Consider the following 21,677-nt stretch of genomic DNA (forward strand, 5'->3'; position numbering starts at 1 on the left):
TCAGTGGCTTTTCTTTTTAAGGCTTTCAACAAGCAGTGTGATACTGCTTCTTAACGTTTCTTGATGATCCACTTTATTCAGACGTATAAGATTGTCTTTTACTAAAGTGTATGGCTGAATACTTTCCATCTCGATCACTATACCCTGACCATTGCTATTGTTAAACGCCGTATTCAGGCAAACAGCACCCAGCAGATTTTGAAACAGGATAAAAAAGCTTTCGATAGCGGTTTCTATGGAAAACCCGGCTTTCTCCAACGTCATCAGGCATTCGTCCATAACGGCCAGCGCACCGGGTTTTAACTGGATCTGACCAAAGAGCGTAATCCAGCCCGGCTCACTGCAAAGTGCCGCGTACATTTTATCCGATGTGTGCAAAAGCCACTGCTCCCAGTTAAGGAGGCTGTCGGGTAAGACCCGGGCATTGATAATGAATTGATCCAGCATCGCCGCCTGAAGTGCTTCTTTATCATCAAAATAGCGATAGATGGCCATGGGAGTCACTGACAGGCGGTCTGCAAGTTTGCGAAAGCTGACATTGTGAACACTGTCTTCGGAGGCGAGGATCAGAGCCATATCGACAATTTGCTGTTGGCTCAGTGCTGCTCTTTTCATGGTTTTCCTGACTGCGTTAACGCTTTCCATAAGTGTTGCAAAAATAAGTATACGGTGTAAACTTTGTTTTTGTATACAGTGTATACTTATAATTTGAAAAGAGTATTCGAAAACAATAAAAACAACGGTTCCGGATGGGTCTACCAATGCAATCCCTTTTCTTTCATAGCCGACGACTTCTGTTGTCTTATCTCTATCAGGGTTTCCTGATGTCACTGAGTTGGGCGTTAAGTATTAAAAAAACCTTTATGCTGGTGCTCTATTTTTCCATGGCGTGCATCCTCTGTGGCATCGGTTTTACGGTGTGGCCGGATACGCTGGCCGCCGTTTTTCATTTCAATAATCTGGATGCGGTTGCCAGAACGGATATTCAGTCCTATTACGGAACCATGCTCATTGCACTGGGCGTGGTATTGGCGGCAGCCTGCAAAACTGAAACCGGTGGACGGGTAGCACTGATGGTGATTGCCGGCTTTGCCATTGGTTCTGCGGCAGGGCGTATTATCGGTTTTATTCAGGGTGCGCCGGTCATGAGCATTCATGGTGTACTGGTCGTAATTGAGTCCCTGCTGTTTTATCAGACTGTGACTGTTTTACAACGTCAGAAGCAGCGGGATCAGGAGCATAAAAGGGAAGTATTGCCCATTCTGAATCCGAAAACACCGGAAGAGTTTCAGCCTCTGAGTCAGAGTAATTTTACGGAGCCGTTCGAATATTATCGAATGCTTCGGGATCACTATCCGGTTTATAAAATGCCGGGAAAAGATTTTTACTGTATTTCCCGGTTTGAAGATATTCAAGCTGTGAGTAAGGACACTGCAGCCTTTTCCTCCAAGCTAATGGAAATTCTGGTCAGGGGCCGCTCCCGGAATCCGGATAAAAAAGGAAAAACGCTGGCAGAACGGCTTGGTGAACTGGGTGTGGTACCTGTCGATGTCCTGGCTTTGCAGGATCCACCCATTCATAAAGAAGAGCGAAAGGTTGGCCACAGTGGTTTTAATGCGCACTTTGTGAAAAGTCTGGAAAAGGAAGTGGAAGACCTCTGCGATGAGATGATGGATGAATTCCTGCCCAGGAGGAATGTTGAGTTTGTGCAGGATTTTGCCTGGCGTCTGCCTATGCGCCTGATTATCCGGTTACTGGGATTGCCGGAAGACGATTTTGAGCAGATCAAATACTGGTGTATGCAGGGTATTCGTTCTCTGAGCGGCACCGCCAGCCGGGTGGAATTGATTGAAATCGGTGTGAGCAGTGCACAGTTTACCCGTTATCTCTGGAAGCACTATCTTGAAGCCAAAAAGAATCCACCCGCGAACTTTACCGGAACGCTGATCAAAAACAGTGCTGACCCGGACAGCATTATCAATGATCAGAGGGCAATCGCCATTATTCTGCAGCTCCTGATTGCCGGCAGTGACTCCTCTGCCAGCTCCATGGGCAGTGCGGTCAGGGTGCTGGCCAGGGAGCCTGAGCTGGAGAAGGAGCTCCGGGCTGAGCCGGATAAGATTCCGCTATTTATTGAAGAGGTGTTCCGGACGGAGTCGGCATTCCAGGGGCACTTCCGGGTTACCACACGGGAAGTGGAGATGCATGGCGTCACCATGCCAGCAGGTGCTCAGGTCTTTCTGATGTGGGCTTCCGGTAATCGGGACGAGCGGTTCTGGGATAACCCTGACGTATTTGATATGAACCGGCGGAATGTGAAGAAACACCTGACGTTTGGCTTTGGTATGCATGCCTGTATCGGGCGGGAACTGGCGCGAATGGAGATTCGTATCGTATTGAAGAAGCTGCTTGAGAAAACCAGTCGGTTTGCCATTGTGGGGGATAGTCCTTATGAGGCCAGCATCTTTGCCCGTACTTTGCTAAAGTTACCCTTGGCTTTTGAGGTCGCTGATAAAAAGGATCTGGCTCCTCAGTCGGATAGGGATTCCGAAATCGTCTTGGGTAAGGAAGCAAACAACGAAAAAGAAGCAGAGTATGTCAGCATTTAATCAAGAAACCGTGTTAACCGTGAAGCATTGGAACGATACGCTGTTTAGCTTCACCACCACCCGTGACTCATCGCTTAGGTTTCATAATGGCCATTTCGTCATGCTGGGCCTTGAGGTTGAGGGAAAGCCGTTGATGCGGGCATACAGTATCGCCAGTGCCAACTATGAGGAGCACCTTGAGTTCCTCAGCATCAAGGTACCTGATGGGCCTCTGACTTCCAGGCTTCAGCATTTACAGCAGGGGGATTCGGTGCTGGTCAGTCGCAAGCCAGTTGGGACGCTTGTGGTAGGTGATCTGAAGCCGGCCCAGAACCTGTTCCTTTTTGCTACCGGAACCGGTCTTGCCCCGTTTATGAGCATTATCAAAGACCCTGAAACCTATGAGCGGTTTGAGAAGGTCATTCTTGTCCATGGGGTTCGCTACATCAGTGAGCTGGCATATCACGACTACCTGCTGGATGACCTGCCCAGCCATGAATACCTGGGTGAAGAGATCCGTCAAAAGCTGATCTACTACCCAACCGTTACCCGTGAGTTATTCAGAAATACCGGCCGGCTGACGGACCTGATTACCAGTGGCCAGTTGTGCAATGATCTTGATCTTCCACCACTGAACCCGGTAACCGATAAGGCCATGATTTGTGGCAGTCAGGCCATGCTGAATGACACCTGTGACATTCTGGACAGTTTGGGTTTTACAGCATCGGCTCATACCGGTGATTTGGCTGACTATGTCATTGAGAGAGCTTTTGTTGAGAAGTAATTGGAGAAATAGCAAATAAAACAGAAAAATACTCCCTCCTCTGAATTGGCCAGTTCTTTCTGGCCAATTACTTCCCGAACTGTATTTTTGTGCGTTTTTTGAGCGATATATCGTTTTTCTTGTGCTATCCAATCCGTTTGGAGAAAAAAAGACACCAGAAAGATCGGCTGGTAAGCCTGATTTGGCTGGTTATGATCAAATACCTACCAGTTCAGGGGGAATTGGGTAGATCCCTGACAACATAACAATAATCAGAAAGCGAATAGCTCTTGTTTTGGGGGCATCACATTATGAAAAAAAGCAGTACAAAATTTTTGCTCACGGTCACATTGTCAGCGCTGATTGGTGTTGGTATCGGTTTGGGAATCAGTGGTACTGATGCGGGCAGAATGATTGATGAACGTAAGGCGGAGGTGGCTGGTAACCTGGCCAGCAAGTTTATTGCATCACAATCAGAGCATGATCCGAACCTGAAGGTAAAAACAGTTGCGAAATTGCATCACATTCCCATTGAGGTGGATCGTTTTCAGGAGAATATCTTTCGGGCCAGTGGCGTTGCCAACACCTTTCTGATTAAAACCTCAGAAGGTAATGTCCTGTTTGATACCGGTCTTCCAACTCAGGCGGTAAAACATAAACGATTGCTGAAGGAAGCCGCCGGTGGTGATATTGCCTATATTGTTCTCTCTCACTCCCATGGCGACCATATTGGCGGTTTGAAATTCTGGCAGGCGGAATACCCGGGTGCCAAAGTCATTGTTCATGAACGATTCTCGGAAGGTCAGCGTTATCTGAAAGATCTGGAACAGTATTTCTGGAACCGGAATCGCACGCTGTATACCTTTATGCCAGAGGAGCCGCCAAAAGAGGGCTCAATGTTTGCCTACGGTGGTATTACTGGCGATATCGTTGTGGAAGATGGCAGTACCTACGAATTTGAGCTGGGTGGCGTTCAGTTTCAGGTAATTCCAACACCCGGTGCAGAAGGGGATGATAATCTGGTGATGTGGGTGCCAGAGCAGAAGGCACTGTTTACCGGAGATGTATTTGGCCCGCTGTTCCCGATGGTTCCCAACCTGTTTACTTTGCGTGGTGAGCGTTTCCGTGATCCTGTCGCCTATATCAACTCATTGGATACCATGGTTGATCTTAAGCCGGAAATTATTCTGCCCAGCCACTTTGATCCTCTGACGGATGCTGCGCAATTACAGAGCGATCTGTTGAAAATGCGGGAAGCCACCCGTTATATCCATGATGCGACCATTGCCGGAATGAATGCGGGTAAAACCCTGTGGCAACTCATGGATGAGGTTCAGCTGCCTGATGAAATCAACATCAGTCAGGGGCATGGCAAGGTTTCCTGGAATGTCCGCAGTATCTGGGAGTACTACAGCACCTGGTTTCATTTTGAGTCCACCACTGAACTATATACGACCCCAGTAAGACAGCTCTATCCGGAACTGGCTGAGCTTGCTGGTGGAGCTGAGCCTCTGATGGTAAAGGCTGAAGAGCAGGTAAGCAGTAACCAACCTGTTAAGGCGCTCCATTATATTGAAATGGTGCTTGCCAGTGAGCCAAACCATAAATCTGCTTACCAGCTGCGTTTACAGGCGCTGAAACAGCTATTGGCTCATGCTTATGAGAATGGCAGTAACTTCAGTGAAACTGGCTGGCTGAAGGCTCGTATAGCGACAACAGAAAAAGATATTGCAGCATTGTAGTGCAAATCTAATTGATCGAGGGGGGCTGATAAAGGAGGCTAATCACTGGTTCCCCTTTATCAGCAGTCATTGTCAGGACTCAAAGTCCATAACAATACGCCCGGTTACCTCACCTTTTTCAAGCTCGTCGAAGATTTGATTAATCTCTTCGAGTTTTCGAATCTGTATATCCGTTTTCACTTTTCCCATGGCTGCAAAATCAAGGCATTCTTCCAAGTCTCTGCGGGTCCCAACGATAGAGCCTACCAGTGTAATACCATTAATAACCGTATCAAAAATGGGGACAGGCATATCATCAGGAGGCAACCCAACGAGAACCATTGTTCCACCTCGACGTACCGACGCATAGGCACTGTCAAAACCTGCTTTGGATACAGCGGTACAGATGGCTGCATGAACACCGGTTCGCAGTAAAGAACGGATTCTTTCTTCCGGCTTATCCTTTTTGAAATCAATAAAGTGCTTCGCACCCAGCTTCAGAGATAATGCTTTTCGTTCTTCTCCGGTATCCACCGCAACCACATTCAACCCCATTGCGATAGCGTATTGGATGGCCAGGTGGCCTAGCCCACCGACACCGACACAGGAAACCCAGTCACCGGGTTTTGTATTACTTACTTTCAGCGCCTTATAGGTTGTCACACCGGCACAGAACAGTGGTGCGGCCTCAATAAACCCCAGTTCATCCGGTATTTTAACCACATAACGGGCATCGGCTCGACAGAAGTCTGCATAACCGCCATTCATATGGTAACCGGTATAAAGGCAGTCCGGACACAATGTCTCCTTACCCTCAAGGCAATAGTCGCAATAACCACAGGCGGTATAGAGAAATGGAATGCCAACCCGGTCGCCTTTTTTTAAATGGTTAACGTTACCACCAATTTCAGTGATGACCCCAACCCCTTCATGGCCTGGTATTAATGGCATATTGGGTTTAACCGGCCAGTCACCGTGGCAAGCATGAATGTCGGTATGGCAGACACCTGACGCTTTTATACTGACCAGAATCTCATTATCACCAATGGTCGGCACTTCAACATCATCGATGGTCAGTGGTGTATTAAACTCATGGGCAACGGCTGCTTTCATCACTCACTCCGGTTTGTGAATGGAAGAGATTTAAATGAAAAGTAACTATTCAGCACCCAGCAAAGGCGTATTGTTGTAATTTCGAACCGCTTTAAGAAGCGCCTGAAATATGTTCAACCCCTGCTTTTTAGCAGATGATAAATAGCTTCGGATTCGGGTAAACATGGTACCTCCGTCTTCGCTTCTGAAGCAGCCTGAGATCTTCTGCTTAAGTTTGGCCATCCTGGCATCACGTTCACTGCCATTGTTATCGAAGGGAATTGAAAAGTCCGACATGAAGCGCAACGTTTCAACCTTAAACTCAATAAGCCTTTTGAACAGGTTGTAGGCCTTGGTATTCCTGACCTTCTTACGTCCAAGCACCTGTCGTTGTTTTTCCATATAAGCGGTTTCCTTCGTGAGAGCCCTTTGAAGGATTTGGTCGTATATCGTCTCAATGCGAAGCTGTATTGCACCAGGCATTTGAGTCAGACCGGCTGCTTTGTATTTCTTGCAGAAGTGCCAGGAGAGCGTAAGCAATTTCATCAGCCGCAGAGCCAGCTTATTCGCATCCCTATCGACAACTCCCTGAAGCTCTCTCAGATGATGGGCATTACAAAGCACATGCACTGCCGCATAGGCAAAGTAGGACTTCCAATGATCGTGAACCAGAATGCCTGCAAAAGTCAGCAGGATGCCCATTGCATCCATTGCTTCACAACCTCGCCTTTCTGAGAGGTAGTAAAGCGTCCATTGGTCATCTCGCATAATGTGTAACCACCACAGTGAACCGTCAACCCGCATGCCAGTTTCATCCGCTCCTGCAACCGGACTTTCTTGTAAAGCATCGCGGATACTCTGCTCAGTAGAGGCCAGGTTCTCATGGGTATAGGCAACAAAATTGGCAACAGAGCCTGCGCTGACACTCATGCAATAAATAGTATTGAAATACTCAGACACCCGGTGATATGGGATGAAGTGATACTGGTTTAAATGAACAGCCATTGCCTGAGTCACTTCTCCGTATTGAGCAGCGGCTTTCACTCCTTGGGGAAACTCAGCGGTGTTCCGTTTACCACAAGGACATACTTTAACGTCTGCCCAGTACGCGGTAACTTCAAATTCTCCGGGTCTACCTGGATCAAAAACCTGTCGCTCAATGTATTTGGTGGGTTTAATATCGATAAGCGAAGACTGGCAACAGCAACATTTTTCAACCTTCAGATGCCTGACATAATCGGGTAAGGCGACACGTCTCAAACAAGAGCCTTGATGACCTTTCTGGCCACCTGGTTTATTGCCTGAAGATGGTCTAAGGCTTTTGGGGTTCGGTGTTTCCTGTGAGGAGCAGGGGGCTTCTTTGGAAGATGTATCACCTTTATCACTCCCTTTTTTACTGGGCTTTTGATAACCATCTGACGATGGTGGCTTACTACTGTTTTGACTGTTTTTATTAACCCTTTCTTCCAGTTCGCTGCAACGTTCCCGTAAAAGCGCATTCTCGGTCCGAAGCTCTTCATTCTCTTTAAGGAGAGCTTCGGTAAACGGAGTAGCTGGGAAGTCTGGTTCCATACTGGAGATTTGTTAGAAAAATTGAGTATAAGATGATGGTCGAAAAATCAGAAAATTCCAGATTTATATGAAGGGTGCTGAATAGTTACAATTGTCTTATGAGTGCTGTGCTTTGGAGACAGATGTTAACGAGAAATAGGCGGGGAAACCAGAACAATAGCTTCAGGTTTACAGATTCATGAAATCGGTAAACCATCTCTGCTTGTCACTGCTTCTGGGTGATATTTAGTTTACTATGGGAAGGATTGTGAATTATTCCTGTTACCGTAATTTGTCGTATAAGTAGAGAGGTGCTGGCTGATGGATAAAATCAAGAATAAATCATTGCTCAGTATTCTGTGTGAACCTGGAGATCATGCTCTGGCCGTTGATAACCCTGCTGATGGTACGGTGGTGGGTTATATCCCTGTGCAGTCTGAGTCAGAGATCGACGAATGTATTGAAAAGTCACGCCTGGCTCAGAAGGCCTGGCAGAAAAGACCCGCAAAAGAGCGCTCAACTCTCCTGTACCGATGGTATGAACTGGTGATGGAGAATCAGGCCGACCTGGCTCGGTTGATGACCCTTGAGCAGGGCAAACCATTGTCTGAGTCTATGGGGGAAGTGGCCTATGGTGCGTCTTTTATTCAGTGGTTTTCTGAAGAAGGCAAGCGCGCCTATGGCACGACGATTCCCGGGCATACGGAGGATCGGCGGCTGATGACCATCAAGCAGCCTGTCGGTGTGGCCGCAGCCATCACGCCCTGGAACTTCCCTATTGCCATGATTACCCGTAAGGCAGCGCCTGCACTGGCTGCCGGCTGCAGCTTTATTGTCAAGCCTGCCAATCAAACGCCGCTCTCTGCTTACGCGGTTGTTGAGCTGGCCAGACAGGCAGGTATTCCTGAAGCTGTGTTGCAGGTTGTTGTTCATCATTCGCCGGAAACGGTCGGTGATCTCTTTACCCACCACCCCACGATCAGAAAGTTGTCGTTTACGGGTTCTACCCGTGTCGGGCGGCATTTGATCGCACAATCTGCAGAAACCATTAAGAATACTTCGATGGAGCTGGGTGGAAATGCCCCGTTTATCGTCTTTGACGATGCGGACATCGATCAGGCCGTTCAGGGGGCAATGGCTTCAAAGTTTCGTAATGCCGGGCAAACCTGTGTCTGTGCTAACCGGTTTTATGTGCATGATGGTATTTATGATCAATTTGTCAGCCAGTTTATTGAGGCAGTGAAAGGTCTGAAGGTTGGTAATGGCCTGGAGGACGGCGTCCAGATTGGCCCGGTTATTGATTCACTGGCAAAAGAGCGGATTCTTGAGAAAGTTAACCTCGCCGTAGAGCAGGGAGCGACAGTCGCAACCGGTGGTAAAGCTTTGAATGGTTGTTTTGTTGAGCCGACGGTTCTGACCGATGTTCAGCACTCCATGAGCTTTATCCAGGAAGAGTTGTTTGGTCCGGTTGCCCCAATAGTACGCTTCAGTACTGATGAAGAGCTGATTCAGCAGGCCAATGATACGATTTATGGTCTGGCAGCTTATTTTTACAGCCGGGATATTAACCGTATCTGGAAGGTGGCCGAGTCTCTGGAATATGGCATGGTAGGCATTAATGAAGGCATTATTTCCACAGAGCTGGCACCTTTCGGAGGGGTTAAACAGTCTGGATTTGGCCGGGAAGGTGGACAGGAAGGCCTGGAAGAGTATCTGGAGACTAAGTATCTCTGTTTTGGCAATGTTAACTAATTACAAAAAAGCACCTCTTTCATGAGGTGCGTTCATCTTGCGTCGGTTTTAACTCTCTGATTTTTATAAAAGATATGTAACTATTCAGCACCCAGCAAAGGCGTATTGTTGTAATTTCGAACCGCTTTAAGAAGCGCCTGAAATATGTTCAACCCCTGCTTTTTAGCAGATGATAAATAGCTTCGGATTCGGGTAAACATGGTACCTCCGTCTTCGCTTCTGAAGCAGCCTGAGATCTTCTGCTTAAGTTTGGCCATCCTGGCATCACGTTCACTGCCATTGTTATCGAAGGGAATTGAAAAGTCCGACATGAAGCGCAACGTTTCAACCTTAAACTCAATGTAACTATTCAGCACCCTTCATATAAATCTGGAATTTTCTGATTTTTCGACCATCATCTTATACTCAATTTTTCTAACAAATCTCCAGTATGGAACCAGACTTCCCAGCTACTCCGTTTACCGAAGCTCTCCTTAAAGAGAATGAAGAGCTTCGGACCGAGAATGCGCTTTTACGGGAACGTTGCAGCGAACTGGAAGAAAGGGTTAATAAAAACAGTCAAAACAGTAGTAAGCCACCATCGTCAGATGGTTATCAAAAGCCCAGTAAAAAAGGGAGTGATAAAGGTGATACATCTTCCAAAGAAGCCCCCTGCTCCTCACAGGAAACACCGAACCCCAAAAGCCTTAGACCATCTTCAGGCAATAAACCAGGTGGCCAGAAAGGTCATCAAGGCTCTTGTTTGAGACGTGTCGCCTTACCCGATTATGTCAGGCATCTGAAGGTTGAAAAATGTTGCTGTTGCCAGTCTTCGCTTATCGATATTAAACCCACCAAATACATTGAGCGACAGGTTTTTGATCCAGGTAGACCCGGAGAATTTGAAGTTACCGCGTACTGGGCAGACGTTAAAGTATGTCCTTGTGGTAAACGGAACACCGCTGAGTTTCCCCAAGGAGTGAAAGCCGCTGCTCAATACGGAGAAGTGACTCAGGCAATGGCTGTTCATTTAAACCAGTATCACTTCATCCCATATCACCGGGTGTCTGAGTATTTCAATACTATTTATTGCATGAGTGTCAGCGCAGGCTCTGTTGCCAATTTTGTTGCCTATACCCATGAGAACCTGGCCTCTACTGAGCAGAGTATCCGCGATGCTTTACAAGAAAGTCCGGTTGCAGGAGCGGATGAAACTGGCATGCGGGTTGACGGTTCACTGTGGTGGTTACACATTATGCGAGATGACCAATGGACGCTTTACTACCTCTCAGAAAGGCGAGGTTGTGAAGCAATGGATGCAATGGGCATCCTGCTGACTTTTGCAGGCATTCTGGTTCACGATCATTGGAAGTCCTACTTTGCCTATGCGGCAGTGCATGTGCTTTGTAATGCCCATCATCTGAGAGAGCTTCAGGGAGTTGTCGATAGGGATGCGAATAAGCTGGCTCTGCGGCTGATGAAATTGCTTACGCTCTCCTGGCACTTCTGCAAGAAATACAAAGCAGCCGGTCTGACTCAAATGCCTGGTGCAATACAGCTTCGCATTGAGACGATATACGACCAAATCCTTCAAAGGGCTCTCACGAAGGAAACCGCTTATATGGAAAAACAACGACAGGTGCTTGGACGTAAGAAGGTCAGGAATACCAAGGCCTACAACCTGTTCAAAAGGCTTATTGAGTTTAAGGTTGAAACGTTGCGCTTCATGTCGGACTTTTCAATTCCCTTCGATAACAATGGCAGTGAACGTGATGCCAGGATGGCCAAACTTAAGCAGAAGATCTCAGGCTGCTTCAGAAGCGAAGACGGAGGTACCATGTTTACCCGAATCCGAAGCTATTTATCATCTGCTAAAAAGCAGGGGTTGAACATATTTCAGGCGCTTCTTAAAGCGGTTCGAAATTACAACAATACGCCTTTGCTGGGTGCTGAATAGTTACAACTCAATAAGCCTTTTGAACAGGTTGTAGGCCTTGGTATTCCTGACCTTCTTACGTCCAAGCACCTGTCGTTGTTTTTCCATATAAGCGGTTTCCTTCGTGAGAGCCCTTTGAAGGATTTGGTCGTATATCGTCTCAATGCGAAGCTGTATTGCACCAGGCATTTGAGTCAGACCGGCTGCTTTGTATTTCTTGCAGAAGTGCCAGGAGAGCGTAAGCAATTTCATCAGCCGCAGAGCCAGCTTATTCGCATCCCTATCGACAACTCCCTGAAGCTCTCTCAGATGATGGGCATTACAAAGCACATGCACTGCCGCATAGGCAAAGTAGGACTTCCAATGATCGTGAACCAGAATGCCTGCAAAAGTCAGCAGGATGCCCATTGCATCCATTGCTTCACAACCTCGCCTTTCTGAGAGGTAGTAAAGCGTCCATTGGTCATCTCGCATAATGTGTAACCACCACAGTGAACCGTCAACCCGCATGCCAGTTTCATCCGCTCCTGCAACCGGACTTTCTTGTAAAGCATCGCGGATACTCTGCTCAGTAGAGGCCAGGTTCTCATGGGTATAGGCAACAAAATTGGCAACAGAGCCTGCGCTGACACTCATGCAATAAATAGTATTGAAATACTCAGACACCCGGTGATATGGGATGAAGTGATACTGGTTTAAATGAACAGCCATTGCCTGAGTCACTTCTCCGTATTGAGCAGCGGCTTTCACTCCTTGGGGAAACTCAGCGGTGTTCCGTTTACCACAAGGACATACTTTAACGTCTGCCCAGTACGCGGTAACTTCAAATTCTCCGGGTCTACCTGGATCAAAAACCTGTCGCTCAATGTATTTGGTGGGTTTAATATCGATAAGCGAAGACTGGCAACAGCAACATTTTTCAACCTTCAGATGCCTGACATAATCGGGTAAGGCGACACGTCTCAAACAAGAGCCTTGATGACCTTTCTGGCCACCTGGTTTATTGCCTGAAGATGGTCTAAGGCTTTTGGGGTTCGGTGTTTCCTGTGAGGAGCAGGGGGCTTCTTTGGAAGATGTATCACCTTTATCACTCCCTTTTTTACTGGGCTTTTGATAACCATCTGACGATGGTGGCTTACTACTGTTTTGACTGTTTTTATTAACCCTTTCTTCCAGTTCGCTGCAACGTTCCCGTAAAAGCGCATTCTCGGTCCGAAGCTCTTCATTCTCTTTAAGGAGAGCTTCGGTAAACGGAGTAGCTGGGAAGTCTGGTTCCATACTGGAGATTTGTTAGAAAAATTGAGTATAAGATGATGGTCGAAAAATCAGAAAATTCCAGATTTATATGAAGGGTGCTGAATAGTTACAAAGATATTTCTCAGGATGTTCCAGAGGAGTGGGAACCCTTTGGCTTTAAGAGTGCCAGCCGAATGTTCATTTATCTTGTACGGATGTCTATTTTTTTATCTGATTAAGGAACTTGAGGAATGCGGATGGGTCAAAACGTGGAATAAATAACTTAATAGAGGGAACTCACAGTGCAAGCAGCTTTCGATACCGTTTTTCCACCAGAAAGACCTCCTTTGGGGTTCTGTAACCTGCCATTAATAGCATTATGGGCGACTCGGAAAGTTGCCTGTACTGTTGGCTCAGCCACTTATCATGCTTGTGCTTTTGTCTGCAATAAAATTAATACCTGCCTTTTTGCGCGCAATACTCGTGAAGAGCCAGTGGTTCGTCCACGTGTAAACCCCAATGCTGCGGGTCTTCAAAGATTTCAGGATGTTAATGAGGATGAAGCGCTTAGGCGCGTTTTGGCAAACTCAACTCCAACTTCTGGGAGGACTGTAAATTCTGATCAGCCAGCGCGTCCTCAAATCGATTTTAATCTCAGGCTTAACATTAACGACCACATTGTAACCGAGCAATTGCGGCAGGGGAATGAAATAGGCTTTACGGTTGAGCAAGTAGCCATAAACGTTACAGAGGCTAATGGTTTGGGGCTCAGTCAACAAGAAAAATCAGATATCAATGGTCCTGAATTTTCCCGATTCCTTGAAACCTGGACTGTTTCGACGAGGACATTTTTTGATATTCGCTCTCGCGATGAAGAAGCCTTACTTGGTCTGGTCCGTGATTTTAGAACTCATATGGTTCCAGTGATGGAGGAAAGGCAAGCTGAAGAGCGTAGGCTGCAGTTAGAACGTGAACATGCGCAGCAACTTATCAGAGACGCCCAAGAAAACGCTCGAAGAGAGGCCGAAAACGCTCGAAGAGAGGCCGAAAACGCTTTAAGAGTGGCTTCTGAGAGAGTAAAAGATGATGTTCCCCCTGATACTCCGGGAGCAGTGGAAATTCACTTTCAAATTTCGGGTGGTACCGCTCCAAATCTGCTGCCTGCACGTTACTTTTTGCCTACGCATACTGCGGCTGACGTGGTGAACTACATTCATAGCAAAAATTTCCCACCAACAGAGTGGGATATATTTAACGGGTTCCCTCGTGTGCCTTTCACTGGAGATAATCTCTCCATGAGCCTTGAGGCATTGCAATTAAATGGTAAGTTCAGATTAAACGTGCGGTTAAAGGAAGAGTTCAGAGAGAAATAAGCAATAGAGAGTATCAAATTTTTCAGTACTCTCGGTGCTTATTTTTGAAAAGAAGTATTTCTCTGTTAAACAAAAAACTGACCTTTTAAGCGAAAAAACCAGAGTCTTTCATTAATCCCTCTGCTATTACTTATTCAACCAAAACGTGAAAAAAATTCACGTTTTGGTTGATCTCGTTGCTTTTATCCCTGATATTAAAGCCCTGTTCAATAAGAGCTTCGAGCTTTAACGAGCACTCGGCTCTAATAGTGTGGGTTCGTACTGACCGACGTTGTTTACTTCAACTGAAGTGGATGGTCAAAAGGTATGTCCGTCAGTGGACAGGTAATAAGAATAAATCCAAGGCAGGTTTGTACCATGAGAGAAGTGAGACACCTTAACTTTGACTGGAAGTACTGTCCCGAGTTCAGGCAGGAATTTGTCGACTCTGGCTTTGACGACAGTAAATTTGAGGTTGTTCAGATTCCTCATGCCAATACAGAGCTGCCTTATAACAACTTTGATGAAAAGCGTTACCAGTTTGAGAGCTGCTATCGAAAGTCGCTTTATGTTGAGAGTGAGCTTAAGGGCAAGCCTGCCATTCTCCACTTTGAAGGGGTGATGACCTACGCAAAGGTCTTTTTGAATGGCCATCAGCTGATGGAGCATAAGGGTGGATATACCCCTTTTAAAGCCGATGTATCACGATACCTGAAGTACGGCGCAGACAACCAACTGGTGGTTTATGTTGACTCCAGTGAGAGAAAGGAAATTCCTCCTTTTGGCTATGTGGTGGATTATCTGACGTATGGCGGTATCTATCGGGAGGTCTGGCTGGAATTTACTGAACAGGTGATTGTAGAAAACTGCCATGTCCGTACCCGTCATGTGCTCAGCTCAGAGAAACTTCTTGATCTAGACCTCTATCTGACCAACTTTGCTCAACGCACCTCCACGGTTAATCTGGAGTTTTCGGTACTCAAAGAAGATCAACCCGTTCTGACGTTTCAGGAAACGGTTGATCTGACGGAGGACAGTTATCAACAGCTCAATATTCAGCAGGCTATTAGTGGTGTGAAGCTATGGGATACCGAAAACCCTAATCTCTATATGCTTGACGTTAAAATAAATGACCATGGTCACTTGATTGATCAATCGTCTTTCCGGTTTGGTTTTCGTCAGGTTGAGTTTAAAAATGACGGCTTCTTCCTGAATGGTAACCGTCTGAAAATTCGCGGTCTTAATCGTCATCAGTCTTTCCCTTATGTTGGCTATGCCATGCCCAAACGTGCGCAGCAGAAGGATGCTGAGATACTCAAGCAGGAACTGGGGCTGAACACGGTTCGTCTTTCTCACTACCCGCAAAGCAATCACTTTCTTGATCGGTGCGATGAACTGGGCTTGCTGGTGTTTGATGAAATTCCCGGCTGGCAGCACATTGGTGAGAAAGGCGAGTGGTGGGATATTACCCTGCAGCATGTTGAGGAGATGATAAAAAAGGACTGGAACAGGCCCAGTATCTTTATCTGGGGCGTCCGGATCAATGAGTCAGAGGATTGTGACGCGCTTTATCAGGCAACCAATCGTCTGGCTAAATCACTGGATGATACCCGGCCAACGGGCGGTGTACGGTGCCGTAAAGACAGTAATCTGATCGAGGATGTCTATACCTTCAACGATTTTGTGCATAACGGTAAAGCCCATGGCCTCGACCGGCCAAAAGACGTTATTGGCTTCGATGCGCCTTATCTGGTGACAGAGCACAACGGCCATATGTTTCCCACCAAGCAGTTTGACTCCCAGGAGCACCGTCTTGAGCATGCGCTCCGACACCTGAGGGTGTTGGATGCCATGTATGGGGATGATGGTATTGGTGGGGCCATTGGCTGGTGTATGTTTGATTACAATACCCACAAAGATTTTGGCAGTGGTGACCGGATCTGTTATCACGGCGTTATGGATATGTTCCGTATTCCAAAATATGCCGCGGCCACCTACGCTTCCCAGCAGAGTCAAACACCGTATCTGAAAGTACTCAGCAATATGCGAATGGGGGACTACCCAGGCAGCGAGCTCAGCGATGTTCATGTGTTTACGAACTGCGATTACATCAAACTGTATAAAAACGATCACTATATTGAGACTTTTTATCCGTCCAGGGAGCAGTATCCCCATATACCTAATCCGCCCATTATCATTGATAACTTTATTGGTAACCTGATTGAAGAGAATGAGTCTTTCAGTAAATCGGATTGTCGCCTGATGAAGTCACTGTTAATTGAGGTCAGCAGGGTTGGGCTGGAAGGACTTTCGCTGTTCAGCAAGCTGAAGATGCTCTATCTGTTGAAAAAGAACCGTATGAAGCTCAGTGATGGGGTTGCCCTCTATGGCAAATACGTCGGTGGCTGGGGGGATTCAGCAACCACTTTCCGTATCGAAGGCTATCGGGGCAGTGAGCTGGTATGTACGCAAAGCTGTCAGCAATCCTTTGAGCAGCGACTGGATGTTCAGGTTGATGATGTTGAACTTCTGGAAGATGAAACCTACGACACAACACGTTTTGTAATTCGCTGCCTTGATGAGGGAGATAATGTGCTGACCTACGCCAGCGATACGCTTAATATCGAAACCGAAGGGCCGGTTGATGTGATTGGCCCGAAAAGTATTTCACTGGTGGGTGGTGGTATTGCTTTCTGGGTCAGGACAACCGGGGTTTCCGGAGAAGCCATTGTCCGCATTCGAAATGAGCGCTTTGGTGTGGTTGAACAGCGTATACAGGTCTCTAAACAGAGCCAGGCCTCAATGCGACATGAAAAGTCTGAACAGGCAGTCTGTCTGGAGTAAAAATAGAAGGTGGATCTGTGATATATTCTTTTCTGATTTGATTATTCGGTCAGTCAGGATATGAGCTGTTGCAGCTCTATTAAGCTGGATAGTTTGACTGCCCTGAAGCCCTTGGTCATAAAGGGCTTGGTTATTTATTCAGGCTGAAACGTTTATGAGTGAAACCATTGCCCCTGCAAAAAGTCGGCAGAAAAGAAGAAATCCCAGTCAGGAGCGTAGTCGCTCCAGGGTAGATGCGATTCTTAACGCAACACGTGATATTGTCAGTGAAAAAGGGACCAGCGGCCTTAAGATTCATGAACTGGCTGAGCGTGCCGGCGTAACACCAAGCTCGATCTATCAGTATTTTCCCAATAAACGGGCGATTATTCAGGCATTGGATGAACGTTACATCAGCACGACCAATGATCTGATCATTCAACGGTTGGAAGGTATTCAAAGTCTGGAAGAGGGCTTTCAGGCGCTGCAGGATATGCTGGATGAGTACTATGAATGGTATAAATCAGAGCCGGTGATTACCGATATCTGGTATGGGTTGGCGTCGGATAAGATCGTTGAGAACAGCGAACTTCAGGTCAGTCGAGAGTCGGCAAAAATCATCATGGATGCCTTATCGCCTTTTGTTCATAAAGACAAACTTCCCGAACTGGAAAGCTACGCGCTGCTGATGACTCACCTGGCAGGAAATGCGGTCCGTCTGTGCATTATGGCTGGTGATGAAGAGGGCAAAAAGCTTCATGAGTCGTTTAAGCACCTGCTGCGCAGCATGGGCCTTTTGCTTACCTGGAAATAATTCTTCACTTCAATATCCCACTACAGATGGACTCAATACATTTACTTTTCTCCCGGTACTGACTGGGAGAAACGGTCATGTACTTTCTGAACATTTTGGAAAACCCATGAACATCCTCGTAGCCAACCAATGAAGCCACGGTATCCACCGGTAAAGGTGGCTGCTGCCTTAGCAGTTCACAGGCCCTTCGCATGCGGAATGTGGTCAGGTAGTTTTTCAGTGACTGCCCGTATTTCTCACGAAACAGGCTGCTCAGATGTTTTCGTGTAATACCGATCTCTCCCGAAATATCATCCAGTGAAATCTTCCGGTAATAGTGATTACTGATAAAAGCATGGGCTTGATCCAGATACGATTTGCTGCGGCCTCCAGCTGGATTTTCCTGGACCTGTTTTGTTGCCTGACACATCAACCCCAAAATTCGATATACCTGGCTTAATTTTTCCAGGGGGTTAACAGAATGCTCTTCAGAACTGAGAATCAGTGACTGTATTGCCTCTATTATTGAGTGAATGATCGTCATTGGGTAATGGAGGGTTTGCTGCTGGCTGTTAAAGCCAGCAAGTTCCAGGGCTGCTTCAGCCATCTGCCCCTGTATTCCCAACCAGCAGTATGACCAGGGGTTACTGTTATCACCCTGATAGATTGCTTTGGTGCCAGGAGGGATCAGAAAAATATCCCCGGCTTTGATCAGTACAGGTTCACTGTCCACTGAAGTGTTGGGCCAGAATCGCCCCTCACCCTGATACACAATATGAATCAAAAAGTGCTCTTGTTGGCAGGTTTCATTGCGGTTGAGTGAGCGCTCATGCTCGCCGCAGTGGTAGAGAATAATATCCTGAGAGGGAAAGGGGGCTTTCTCAAAATAGTGATGGGTTTCAGGAGGGCTGGATCTGTAATTATTCTGACTTTTTGCCAACATCTTCCGACATTCCACCATTCTGAGTGATCCACTAACCGCTTATAGTAAGTAGCTGAGCATATGGAATCATATATCCTGACTCCTTGTTCAGCCACTCTGCTTCGTTACAACGCCGGTCACATAGCTACGGCTATGCTCCCTCCGTTGTGCCTTGCATAGTACCTGTCCAAGTAGCCAGAAATATATGATTCCATATCCTCAGCTACTTATTACCAGACACAGATAATAATTAAAAAATGTCGTTTAATTCGGTGGAGGGACTCCATGCCAAAAATTACTATGATTGGTGCTGGCAGCACGGTTTTTGCCAAAAATCTTCTGGGCGACTGTATGGCGAGCCCTTCCCTGGAAGATAGCCATTTCGCACTGCATGATATAGATCCCAAGCGCCTTGAGCAGACAGCTCAGATTATGACGGCGATCAGCCGTACCTTTGGCTCGAAAGCAACCATTACGACTCACCTGGATCGCCGGGAAGCCCTTAAAGGTGCTGATTATGTTTTTAATGCCATTCAGGTCGGTGGTTACAAGCCATCAACCGTCATTGATTTTGAAATTCCATCCCGATACGGCCTCAGGCAGACCATTGGGGATACGCTGGGTATAGGCGGCATATTCCGTGGCTTACGAACCATACCCGTGATGCTGGATATTGCCAGGGATATAGAGGAACTTTGTCCTGACGCATGGTTGCTTAATTATACCAACCCCATGGCAATGGTTACCGGTGCCATGCTTCGGGCAACGGATGTTAAAACGGTGGGCCTGTGTCACAGTGTCCAGTGCTGCGTTCCTGAGCTGCTGAAACCCTTGGATATTCCGTTAAGCGGGGTAAAGTGGAAAATCGCCGGTATCAACCATATGGCGTGGCTACTGGAAGTGTCACATAACGGGGAGGATCTCTATCCAGAGATCAAGCGCCTGGCGGAGGCTCGCAGCAAAGCCGGAAAGCATAATGACATGGTTCGCTATGAAATGATGAAGCGTTTTGGTTATTACGTCACAGAGTCCAGTGAGCATAATGCAGAATACCTTCCTTATTTCATTAAATCGACGGCCCCAGAGTTGATTGATCGCTTTAATATCCCGCTGGATGAGTATCCACGACGCTGTGAGGAATATGAGCACCTGTGGACAGGGATTGAGGCGGCATTGGGGGGCATGCTGACGGAAGAGATGGAAGCCCAGTTGATGACATTGCTGGATGAAAATACTGCCAATGAGGTTCAAGGGCTGTTGAGTGCCTGGAGGAAAGGTGAGGCGCTGCCGCATACCCGCTCTGAAGAATACGCATCCTATATGCTGGAAGCGATGGAAACGGGGAGCCCATATACTTTCGGGGGAAATGTCCTGAATAGAGGGCTGATTACTAATTTGCCTGAAAATGCGGTAGTAGAAGTCACCTGCCTTGCTGACCAGAACGGCATTACCCCGACCGTTGCTGGTGCCTTGCCTCCCCAGCTGGCAGCATTGAGCAGAACCAATATTAATGTTCAGGACCTGGCCATTGAAGCGGCACTCACACGTCGGCGTGATTATATTTATCATGCCGCCATGCTGGATCCACACACCGCAGCGGAGTTGACAATGGATCAGATTACCAACCTTTGTGATGATTTGATTGAAGCCCATGGAGGCTATTTGCCTGCCTATCAATAAAGCTGAATTTTTTTCAGGTTTTGGTTGACATTAAACTGCCATGGTCAGATGATGAATTTTATTCATATTTTTATTCTCTGACCGTGCGGTTTACCAATGGATCATCTCAATATTCCCAGGGACTTTCTGATCGGCGCAGCAACCGCGGCCTATCAGATTGAAGGTGCTGTCAGAGAAGATGGGCGGGGTCCCAGTATCTGGGATACGTTTTGTCACCAGCCTGGTAACATTGATCACGGCCATAATGCCGATACCGCCTGTGATCATTACCATCGTTATCAGGAAGATGTTGGCATCATGGATCAGCTTTCGCTGGATGCTTATCGTTTTTCCATCTCATGGTCACGAATCTTTCCGGAAGGAAAGGGCAGGATAAATCCGAAAGGGCTGGCCTTTTACGACCGGTTGATCGATTCACTGCTTGAGGCAGGCATTACCCCATTCACTACGCTGTTTCACTGGGATACACCAGAAGCGCTGTACCAGCAGTACGGTGGTTTTGCCGGGCGGGAGACCTGTTACCATTTTGCCGACTACACAAAAACCGTTGTTAATCATTTTGGTGACCGTGTAAAACACTGGATTACGGTCAATGAGCCATGGGAGCACGCTACGTTTGGTCATCTGTTTGGCCATCATGCTCCCGGTAAGCGCAATCCCTGGACTTTCTGGCGAGCTATGCACCATATTCTTGTTGGACATGGTATGGCCATGCAGGCCATACGCAGCGAAGACTCTACAGCAAAGGCAGGTCTTACCCTCAGTTATACCCCTATGCATACCAAAGGTAGCCGGGCTATTGACCTGGAGGCAGCAAAGACGGCCAATGCCTTTATGAACGGTATTGCATTTGACCCAATCTTCAAGGGGCATTATCCAGAGGTTTTATGGCAGCGCTTTCGATGGTTTCGGCCACCGGTAAACCCAGGCGATTTTGATATTATCCAGACACCCACCGACTTTACCGGACTCAACTATTACAGCCGTGAATTTGTCAGAGGTAACCGGCTTGTTCCAGGGTTAAGAGGCACGTTTGTTGCCAGAAGGCCAGAGCCAGACCCCTATCGATATACGGCTATGGATTGGGAAATTTACCCTGAAGGTTTTAATGAACTGCTGACATTGATGCGAGCGGAGTATGGCAATCCTCCCGTTTATATTACCGAGAATGGGGCGGCCTATTTTGACAAGGTTGATCATGGCATTGTTAACGACCAGCCTCGTATCAGTTACTTGCGGTCCCATATCCATGAAGTGCTGAAAGCCAGGCAGGAAGGTACTGATGTCCGTGGTTATTTTGCCTGGTCATTGCTGGATAACTTTGAGTGGGCGAAAGGCTTCAGTACCCGCTTTGGCCTGGTTCATGTTGACTATGAGTCGGGTAAGAGAACCATTAAAAATTCAGGCTATTGGCTGCAGCAACAGATTCGGCAGAGAGGTGCCCTTGAAGTGCCTGCCGGTCTTATGACTTTAGAACGTGCCTGACTGT

At 47.2% G+C, this 21,677-nt stretch carries 16 protein-coding genes; 10 read left to right on the forward strand and 6 right to left on the reverse strand.

The window, feature by feature from the left end:
- Positions 1 to 645, reverse strand: a complete 645-nt coding sequence (locus tag ACOCLE_RS02055) for a TetR/AcrR family transcriptional regulator (RefSeq protein WP_419535307.1) — start codon at positions 643 to 645, stop codon at positions 1 to 3.
- Positions 646 to 824: 179 nt separating this feature from the next.
- On the opposite strand from ACOCLE_RS02055, the gene ACOCLE_RS02060 reads away from it, so the two are divergent.
- The 3 genes from ACOCLE_RS02060 (at position 825) to ACOCLE_RS02070 (ending at position 5,093) form a co-directional block, all read left to right on the forward strand.
- Positions 825 to 2,609, forward strand: coding sequence for a cytochrome P450 (locus ACOCLE_RS02060; RefSeq protein ID WP_419535308.1), 1,785 nt, complete (start codon positions 825 to 827; stop codon positions 2,607 to 2,609).
- The gene (locus tag ACOCLE_RS02065) at positions 2,596 to 3,372 is read left to right on the forward strand and encodes a ferredoxin--NADP reductase (RefSeq protein WP_419535309.1); all 777 of its coding nucleotides are present in this window, start codon (positions 2,596 to 2,598) and stop codon (positions 3,370 to 3,372) included. Before ACOCLE_RS02060 ends, ACOCLE_RS02065 begins: the two co-directional genes overlap by 14 nt.
- 290 nt (positions 3,373 to 3,662) lie before the next feature.
- On the forward strand, positions 3,663 to 5,093 hold the full coding sequence (locus ACOCLE_RS02070) for an MBL fold metallo-hydrolase (RefSeq protein WP_419535310.1): 1,431 nt from the start codon (positions 3,663 to 3,665) through the stop codon (positions 5,091 to 5,093).
- A gap of 72 nt (positions 5,094 to 5,165) precedes the next feature.
- On the opposite strand, the gene adhP is transcribed toward ACOCLE_RS02070, so the two are convergent.
- Positions 5,166 to 6,185: an alcohol dehydrogenase AdhP gene (gene adhP, locus ACOCLE_RS02075; RefSeq protein WP_419535311.1), complete on the reverse strand. Its 1,020-nt coding sequence runs from the start codon at positions 6,183 to 6,185 to the stop codon at positions 5,166 to 5,168.
- Between the two features lie 45 nt (positions 6,186 to 6,230).
- Positions 6,231 to 7,736: an IS66 family transposase gene (gene tnpC, locus ACOCLE_RS02080; RefSeq protein WP_419532963.1), complete on the reverse strand. Its 1,506-nt coding sequence runs from the start codon at positions 7,734 to 7,736 to the stop codon at positions 6,231 to 6,233.
- A gap of 300 nt (positions 7,737 to 8,036) precedes the next feature.
- Between tnpC (ACOCLE_RS02080) and ACOCLE_RS02085 the strand changes: the two genes are divergently transcribed.
- On the forward strand, positions 8,037 to 9,467 hold the full coding sequence (locus ACOCLE_RS02085) for an NAD-dependent succinate-semialdehyde dehydrogenase (RefSeq protein ID WP_419535312.1): 1,431 nt from the start codon (positions 8,037 to 8,039) through the stop codon (positions 9,465 to 9,467).
- An 80-nt stretch (positions 9,468 to 9,547) separates the two neighbouring features.
- Here the strand turns inward: ACOCLE_RS02085 and ACOCLE_RS02090 are convergent, their stop codons facing one another.
- Positions 9,548 to 9,823, reverse strand: a complete 276-nt coding sequence (locus ACOCLE_RS02090; RefSeq protein ID WP_419535313.1) for an IS66 family transposase — start codon at positions 9,821 to 9,823, stop codon at positions 9,548 to 9,550.
- 74 nt (positions 9,824 to 9,897) lie between these two features.
- On the opposite strand from ACOCLE_RS02090, the gene tnpC (ACOCLE_RS02095) reads away from it, so the two are divergent.
- Positions 9,898 to 11,403 (forward strand): IS66 family transposase, encoded by a 1,506-nt coding sequence (gene tnpC / locus ACOCLE_RS02095; protein WP_419532963.1) that lies wholly within the window; start codon positions 9,898 to 9,900, stop codon positions 11,401 to 11,403.
- Here tnpC (ACOCLE_RS02095) and ACOCLE_RS02100 read toward each other — a convergent pair whose 3' ends face one another.
- Positions 11,404 to 12,660, reverse strand: a complete 1,257-nt coding sequence (locus ACOCLE_RS02100) for an IS66 family transposase (protein ID WP_419533436.1) — start codon at positions 12,658 to 12,660, stop codon at positions 11,404 to 11,406.
- 260 nt (positions 12,661 to 12,920) lie between these two features.
- Here ACOCLE_RS02100 and ACOCLE_RS02105 point away from each other — a divergent pair, with 260 nt between their 5' ends.
- From ACOCLE_RS02105 to ACOCLE_RS02115, 3 genes are all read left to right on the forward strand, one after another.
- The gene (locus ACOCLE_RS02105) at positions 12,921 to 13,991 is read left to right on the forward strand and encodes a hypothetical protein (protein WP_419535314.1); all 1,071 of its coding nucleotides are present in this window, start codon (positions 12,921 to 12,923) and stop codon (positions 13,989 to 13,991) included.
- Between the two features lie 357 nt (positions 13,992 to 14,348).
- Entirely contained in the window at positions 14,349 to 16,814 is a 2,466-nt protein-coding gene (locus tag ACOCLE_RS02110) for a glycoside hydrolase family 2 protein (protein WP_419535315.1), read from the forward strand.
- Between the two features lie 154 nt (positions 16,815 to 16,968).
- Entirely contained in the window at positions 16,969 to 17,607 is a 639-nt protein-coding gene (locus ACOCLE_RS02115; protein WP_020581261.1) for a TetR/AcrR family transcriptional regulator, read from the forward strand.
- Positions 17,608 to 17,611: 4 nt separating this feature from the next.
- Here ACOCLE_RS02115 and ACOCLE_RS02120 read toward each other — a convergent pair whose 3' ends face one another.
- A complete protein-coding gene (locus tag ACOCLE_RS02120) occupies positions 17,612 to 18,529 on the reverse strand; it encodes an AraC family transcriptional regulator (protein WP_419535316.1) in 918 nt (305 codons plus the stop codon).
- Positions 18,530 to 18,793: 264 nt separating this feature from the next.
- Between ACOCLE_RS02120 and ACOCLE_RS02125 the strand changes: the two genes are divergently transcribed.
- Together ACOCLE_RS02125 and ACOCLE_RS02130 are read left to right on the forward strand one after the other, a co-directional pair.
- Positions 18,794 to 20,188 carry an alpha-glucosidase/alpha-galactosidase gene (locus ACOCLE_RS02125; protein ID WP_419535317.1) on the forward strand — a complete coding sequence of 465 codons (1,395 nt, stop codon included), beginning with the start codon at positions 18,794 to 18,796 and terminating at the stop codon, positions 20,186 to 20,188.
- 96 nt (positions 20,189 to 20,284) lie between these two features.
- On the forward strand, positions 20,285 to 21,673 hold the full coding sequence (locus ACOCLE_RS02130) for a GH1 family beta-glucosidase (RefSeq protein WP_419535318.1): 1,389 nt from the start codon (positions 20,285 to 20,287) through the stop codon (positions 21,671 to 21,673).
- The last annotated feature ends 4 nt before the right edge of the window (positions 21,674 to 21,677 follow it).

The organism is Endozoicomonas sp. (assembly GCF_965196975.1).
GTDB lineage: Bacteria > Pseudomonadota > Gammaproteobacteria > Pseudomonadales > Endozoicomonadaceae > Endozoicomonas.